At 40.9% G+C, this 6,553-nt stretch carries 5 protein-coding genes and 1 other annotated feature; of the genes, 3 read left to right on the forward strand and 2 right to left on the reverse strand.

Annotation, left to right across the window (positions count from 1 at the left end; all coding sequences use genetic code 11):
- The first annotated feature begins 63 nt into the window (after positions 1 to 63).
- Positions 64 to 846, forward strand: coding sequence for a ZIP family metal transporter (locus LJE12_RS13630; protein WP_227226609.1), 783 nt, complete (start codon positions 64 to 66; stop codon positions 844 to 846).
- Positions 847 to 866: 20 nt separating this feature from the next.
- Here LJE12_RS13630 and LJE12_RS13635 read toward each other — a convergent pair whose 3' ends face one another.
- Positions 867 to 1,190, reverse strand: coding sequence for a hypothetical protein (locus LJE12_RS13635; RefSeq protein ID WP_227226610.1), 324 nt, complete (start codon positions 1,188 to 1,190; stop codon positions 867 to 869).
- A gap of 519 nt (positions 1,191 to 1,709) precedes the next feature.
- Positions 1,710 to 1,952, forward strand: a binding site (T-box leader).
- Positions 1,953 to 2,024: 72 nt separating this feature from the next.
- Here LJE12_RS13635 and LJE12_RS13640 point away from each other — a divergent pair.
- Positions 2,025 to 3,719, forward strand: coding sequence for a carbon starvation CstA family protein (locus tag LJE12_RS13640; protein ID WP_055052711.1), 1,695 nt, complete (start codon positions 2,025 to 2,027; stop codon positions 3,717 to 3,719).
- A 93-nt stretch (positions 3,720 to 3,812) separates the two neighbouring features.
- Here the strand turns inward: LJE12_RS13640 and LJE12_RS13645 are convergent, their stop codons facing one another.
- Positions 3,813 to 4,724, reverse strand: a complete 912-nt coding sequence (locus LJE12_RS13645; protein ID WP_118613440.1) for a 4Fe-4S dicluster domain-containing protein — start codon at positions 4,722 to 4,724, stop codon at positions 3,813 to 3,815.
- A 256-nt stretch (positions 4,725 to 4,980) separates the two neighbouring features.
- On the opposite strand from LJE12_RS13645, the gene LJE12_RS13650 reads away from it, so the two are divergent.
- Positions 4,981 to 5,826, forward strand: coding sequence for a LysR family transcriptional regulator (locus tag LJE12_RS13650; protein ID WP_025581081.1), 846 nt, complete (start codon positions 4,981 to 4,983; stop codon positions 5,824 to 5,826).
- The last annotated feature ends 727 nt before the right edge of the window (positions 5,827 to 6,553 follow it).

Genomic DNA, 6,553 nt, shown 5'->3' on the forward strand with positions numbered 1-6,553 from the left:
AAACAAATAACAAGAACCTATTTCTTTTATTTGCATACAAATAAAAACAGGAGGAATAAATTGATGGATATAAATGTATTTTATGGAATTTTGATTCCTTTTCTTGGAACTTCTGCAGGAGCCGCCTGCGTATTTTTCATGAAGAAGAATCTGAATGAACAGATTCAAAGGGCACTTACCGGCTTTGCAGCAGGAGTTATGGTTGCGGCTTCCATATGGAGTCTGCTGCTCCCGGCAATTGAACAGTCTTCCGGACTGGGGAAGCTTTCATTTGTACCGGCAGCAGTGGGATTTTGGATAGGGGTGCTTTTTTTGCTCTTGCTGGATCACATGATCCCGCATCTTCACCAGAACAGTAACAAGGCAGAAGGTCCGAAGAGCAAACTTCAGAGAACTACCATGCTGGTTCTTGCAGTAACTCTGCATAACATTCCGGAGGGAATGGCAGTAGGAGTTGTATACGCAGGTTATTTGACAGGTCACGCCCAGATTACTATCATGGGAGCCATGGCCCTTTCCATCGGGATTGCCATTCAGAACTTTCCCGAGGGAGCCATTATCTCTATGCCCCTGCGTTCGGAAGGAATGGGAAAGACCAAAGCCTTTGCAGGCGGAGTCCTGTCCGGGATTGTAGAACCTGTCGGTGCAGTCCTCACAATCCTGGCTGCCGGCCTCATTGTCCCGGCACTTCCATATCTTTTAAGCTTCGCTGCCGGAGCTATGCTCTATGTAGTAGTGGAAGAACTCATACCCGAAATGTCTGCCGGAGAACACTCCAACATTGGAACTATTTTCTTCGCTGTAGGATTCTCTCTGATGATGATTCTGGATGTAGCTCTTGGATAAAAAAACAGCTGTCCGATTTATCACCGGGCAGCTGTCTTGGCGTTGAGAGATATTTGGGAAACAGTGGGAACCTGTGAGGGGGCAGAGTCAGTTGAATGACGTGGTTCTGTCCGGTACAGATATAAAATACCGCCAAAGAAACCAAAGATCAATCCTGTATACCCGCCACTGCAAAGGACAACAGTTACCTTTGTAACGAAGGACATACCGCCGATCATGCAGATCAAAAATCCTGCCAGAAGACCGATCGTTGTCCAGCCCATAAGTGAAACAGCCAGAAAAGCTGCGTAAGCATGTGAGTTTTTTACCTGTTTATTAATAGAATTCCATAATGTCTGATACATAATGATTCCTCTTTTCTCTTTCAATTCTTTGATTACTATTATAGAAACAGTTTGTAAAATACACATGCTCGCTAATGAAAAATCTCTGTAAAATTTTCTTTCTCTGTTATATGCAGAGGACGGAGAAAGTACAAGACAGAAAAACAATTACGTATATTATACAAATGAATGCATTTGAAAATGGTTTTATAGCAATCCTCTAAAATAATGCATCTTAATCCAGCCCATCAGAGTGTGAAATCCTGCGTCAGATATCTTTGCCGTGCGTTAGCACGCCTGCAGATATCTTCCTTGTCTTTCGCACTCTGCTGAACTGTCTTAAATGCATTATTTACGAGGATTGCTATAGGTAACAGATAACGATATAAAATGACCGTATGCGTGCGAAGCGGATTGCGAATATCTGCTTGATAATCATACATATTGCATAAAAACACCTATCTATAATTGTAAAATATATATAAATTATCTCTTGATATTTTATAAAAAAAAGAGTAAAACTTTAGATAAATAAAAAAGAGAAATGCATAGAACAGGACAGGTCACAGAAGGAACCGGATTACAGAGAGTCGCAGGCAGGTGAGATGCGGCAGATGGTAGTTTGTGATATCACCCGGGAGCATCCCGCTGAAATCTATAGTAAGCCGGGACGTGGTCTTCACGTTACAGGAGAAGCTGTTTGGCTTAGACAGTGTTAAGAGATTGTATCTGGTGACAGGTATAATAATACAAAGTGGTACCACGGAATATTCCGCCTTTGTTATCCAATTGGAAATTGGATAGCAGGGGCGTTTTTTTATATATAAATATAAAAGAAAGAAGAGGGAAGACATTATGAGTGGAATAGTAATGATGATAATAGCCATTGTAGTGCTGGGTGGAGCATATCTTCTGTATGGCCGTTATCTTCAGAACAAATGGGGCATTGACCCAAAAGCAAAAACACCGGCATATGAGATGGAGGATGGAGTGGATTATGTACCGGCTGATACCAATGTGGTATTTGGTCATCAGTTTGCATCTATAGCAGGTGCAGGTCCTATCAACGGACCGATCCAGGCAGCAATTTTCGGCTGGCTTCCGGTTATGCTCTGGATCCTGATCGGTGGTGTATTTTTTGGAGCAGTTCAGGATTTTGCATCTATGTATGCCTCTGTAAAGAACAAAGGCCGTACAATCGGATATATCATTGAAGCCTATATCGGAAAACTGGGAAAGAAATTATTTCTTTTATTCTGCTGGCTGTTCTGTATTCTGGTTGTTGCAGCATTTGCAGATGTTGTGGCAGGAACCTTTAACGGATTTGTGACAGATAACGCAGGAACCGTTACCAAGGTAGCAGCAAACGGAGCAGTTGCAACAACTTCCATGTTATTTATCATCGAGGCAGTGGGACTGGGATTTTTCCTTAAATATTCCAAGTTTAATAAATGGATCAATACTGCAGTGGCTATTTTATTATTGGTGCTCGCAATTGCGCTGGGACTTAAATTCCCGGTATATGTAAGTCTTGGAACCTGGCATATTATTATCTTTGCATATATTCTGGTAGCCAGTGTAGCCCCTGTATGGGCATTGCTCCAGCCCCGTGATTATCTGAACAGTTATCTGCTGATCTTTATGATCGTTGGTGCGGTTATCGGTGTATTTGCAGCCAACCCATCCTGTAATCTTAAGGCATTTACAAGCTTTAATGTGGACGGACAGTATATGTTCCCTATTCTTTTCGTGACAATTGCCTGCGGTGCAGTTTCAGGCTTCCATTCACTGGTATCCTCCGGCACTGCATCAAAACAGATCAAAAATGAAAAGAACATGCTTCCGGTTTCCTTTGGTGCAATGCTTATGGAAAGTATGCTGGCAATTATTGCACTGATTGCTGTTGCATCCTTTGCAGATGGTGAGGCAGCAGCACAGGGACTTACCACTCAGCCGCAGATATTTGCAGGTGCTATTGCAAACTTCCTTTCTGTAATCGGTTTGCCACATTCACTTGTATTTACACTGATCAATCTGGCTGTATCAGCTTTTGCGCTGACTTCTCTTGACTCAGTGGCCAGAGTAGGACGTCTGTCATTCCAGGAATTTTTCCTTGATTCTGATACAGACGAGGAAAATATGAGCCCGTTCTTAAAAGTAGTAACCAATAAATATTTTGCGACGATCATTACACTGGTACTTGCCTATCTGCTTACAAAGGTAGGATATGCAGAAATCTGGCCACTGTTTGGTTCTGCCAATCAGCTGTTATCTGTACTTGCCCTTGTAGCCTGCGCAGTATTTCTTAAGAAAACAAAACGCCAGGGCTGCATGCTCTGGATTCCTATGGTATTTATGATGGCAGTTACCTTTACTGCACTGGGTATGACCATCAGTAAGCTTACAAAAGCATTATTTACCACAGGCCTTGATCTTGGAAATACCTTACAGCTTATCTTTGCAGTGTTACTGCTGATCCTTGGTGTGCTGGTAGCAATCCAGGGAGTGAAGAAGCTTTTTGAAAAAAATGATGAAAAACAGACTGCATAATTTATGAAATAAAACTGTTGATATTTTTACATCAAAATAAAAACCTGAAAAAAGACACTTTGGGAAAGTTTTCCGAAGTGTCTTTTTTAATACTCAGCCAATCAATTTCTCATTCACATACTCAAATCCGAGACGTTTCACAGTATCTGCAAATCGTTCTCCTGCGATTCCTTCATTTTTGAAGAGAAGGATTGCTTTCTCTATGACTGCCATTACTTCTTCTTCCTCTGTGAAAATTCTGGTAAGAGCCTGACCGTGTGAGATTCGCTTACCCCAGCGGCCTCCGATATAGATCTTATAACCATTCTGATATTCCGGTACTGCGCCGAAAGGACATTTTCCCTTGCAGCGTCCGCAATGGATACATTCTTCAGGATCAATGTAAAGTTTACCGTCAACTAATTTCGGGACATGGACAGGACAGCTCTTTTCAATCTGACATTTTTTACATCCCCGGCATTTCTCAACATCCGGTTTGGGGATTCTCTGGCCGATAATTCCCATATCATTCAGATTAGGCTTTACACAGTTATTTGGACATCCGCCAACTGCGATCTTGAATTTATGCGGGAGTACCACATCGTGATAGCCTATATAAAAACGCTCATGGATCTTTTGGCTGAGTGCAAAGGTGTCAATCAGACCATACTGGCAGGTTGTTCCCTTGCATGAGACAACAGGACGCACTTTAGCTCCGGTTCCGCCTGTCATCAGGCCGTGTTCTCCAAGGAAGGCGATTGTTTTCTCAATATTATCATAAGGAACTCCCTGGATTTCCATACTCAGGCGGGTTGTCATAGTGATCTGACCATTTCCGAACTTGTCTGCTGCATCTGCAATGGCACGGTGTTCATCTGTGGTAATATGTCCATTTCCTGTGATGACCCGAATATTAAAGATGTCATCATATCGTTTGTCCTGAAGGCATCCAAGACCTTTTACCCGCTTGATTTCCTCGGGACTCAGTTTTTTGTTGGCGGATGTTGTTATTTTTTCCTCATTCATGTTTAAGTATCTCCTTTATGTAGCTGTTGCTTTTCTCTGATATATACGGCGTTTCTATTGTTGATTATAGACTTCATGAATGATAAAATCAATTTATGAGTTTTTATTATATGATAAGTAACATTTATGGAATAATGCAACTGTGAAACTGAAAAACAGAAACCTTTATAAAAAAGCCTTCAGGGCAGAATTTTTTCTTATTGCACAGGAAAAACTATCTGATATCAATAGAGTGGAAGAGTTCAAGGAGAATATTATGTTAGATCACAGAACAGAAACCTTTATGGCTGTATGCAGTGTTATGAATTACAGGGAGGCGGCAGAGCTGTTACATATTACCCAGCCGGCAGTTACCCAGCACATCCAGTTTTTGGAGAAGGAATATGGCTGCCGTCTTTTTCTTTATGAAAACAGAAAACTGATCAAGACCCCTGCTGCACAGATGCTGGAGGATTACCTGCGTTCTGTTCAGCAGCGCGAAAATTTTCTCAGGGAAAAGATAAAAAACAATGGTCTCCGGGAACTGCGCATCGGTGCCACCAAGACCATTGGTGACTATGTAATCACAGACAGAATTCACGATTTTTTAAATCAGCCGGATACAGCACTGACTCTGATCGTGGATAACACAAAGCATCTTTTGCATCTATTGGAGCAAAATACTCTGGATTATGCTATCATAGAAGGATTTTTTGACAAAAACAGATTCGGAAGCCAGCTGTATCGCCGGGAACCTTTTGTGGGGATTTGCCCGAAGGATCATCCCTTTGCAGGCCGTGAAGTATCTGTAGAGGAGATTCTGAAAGAAACTCTGATCCATCGCGAAAACGGCTCCGGAACTTTGGCTATCCTGGAGGAAAAGCTTCTGGAGCATAATGAATCTTTGGAGCGTTTTCACCGGCATATATGTATTTCCAGCTTTAAGATGATCATCGACCTGATCAAGTCCGGGTATGGAATCTCATTTGTATATGAAGTACTTGCCAAAAGCGACCCGGAGCTTGGAATCTTTACATTGAAGGGTGAGCCCATAGTCAGAGAATTTAATGTTATTTATCTGAAGCATGCGGATGTGCGGGAGAAGATGGAATGGTTTTTATGACCGCTTGCGTCTGTACTCGTTGGGGGGCATTCCAAATTGCTTCTTAAAAGCAGTTTGAAGATTAGAATACTGCCGATGAAATGATTTTCTATCTAAATTAATCGAAATTATCATCCACAAAAGTATATTGATTTCATTTTCTGCATATGCTATAATTGCCATAGGCAAAATGATAAAATTAAATTCATTGGTAACACAGCAAAAAGCCTCGGAGGTCGCATCTCCGAGGCTTTTTTATTCCGTTTTGGCAAGGGTGGCTTATTCCCCAGGCTGGCTACCAGCTACTATTTTCTATCCAGCCATTTGCAAATGTAATAGGTGATTACACCTGCCAGAATAGAAAGCATAAATGATAAAATTGTATCCATTGATAGCACACCCCCTTCCTGTACCTGTTTAGGGGTGGTAGCTTGGATATTATATCATAAATTTTTATAATATAATATATTTTTTATTATACAACTGCGCCGAAGTAATTTTCGGATTATCCAACACTAATATTGAACTTTTTCAGAAATTTTCATTCTCAATATACAAAAGATCTCACATTCGATTATTTAAAAACAATTTCTTCAGTAATCCTTCCATGTGTCTTTGTATTCATGAACTCAATAGATAATTTGTAATTTCCCTTTCCACCAGTTGGTTTAATACTATTCTTATCAAATATACTTTTATAGGGAGAAATTGAATGAAAACCGTTTTGTTATTTTTATTTATTATGAGT

Source organism: Blautia sp. DFI.6.71 (genome assembly GCF_020593585.1).
GTDB lineage: Bacteria > Bacillota > Clostridia > Lachnospirales > Lachnospiraceae > Blautia_A > Blautia_A wexlerae.

Bases quoted from the DNA above. Each gene is read 5' to 3' on its own strand.
- LJE12_RS13645 (WP_118613440.1), bottom strand. From the start codon at position 4,724: ATGAATGAGGAAAAAATAACAACATCCGCCAACAAAAAACTGAGTCCC.
- LJE12_RS13640 (WP_055052711.1), top strand. From the start codon at position 2,025: ATGAGTGGAATAGTAATGATGATAATAGCCATTGTAGTGCTGGGTGGA.
- LJE12_RS13635 (WP_227226610.1), bottom strand. From the start codon at position 1,190: ATGTATCAGACATTATGGAATTCTATTAATAAACAGGTAAAAAACTCA.
- LJE12_RS13630 (WP_227226609.1), top strand. From the start codon at position 64: ATGGATATAAATGTATTTTATGGAATTTTGATTCCTTTTCTTGGAACT.
- LJE12_RS13650 (WP_025581081.1), top strand. From the start codon at position 4,981: ATGTTAGATCACAGAACAGAAACCTTTATGGCTGTATGCAGTGTTATG.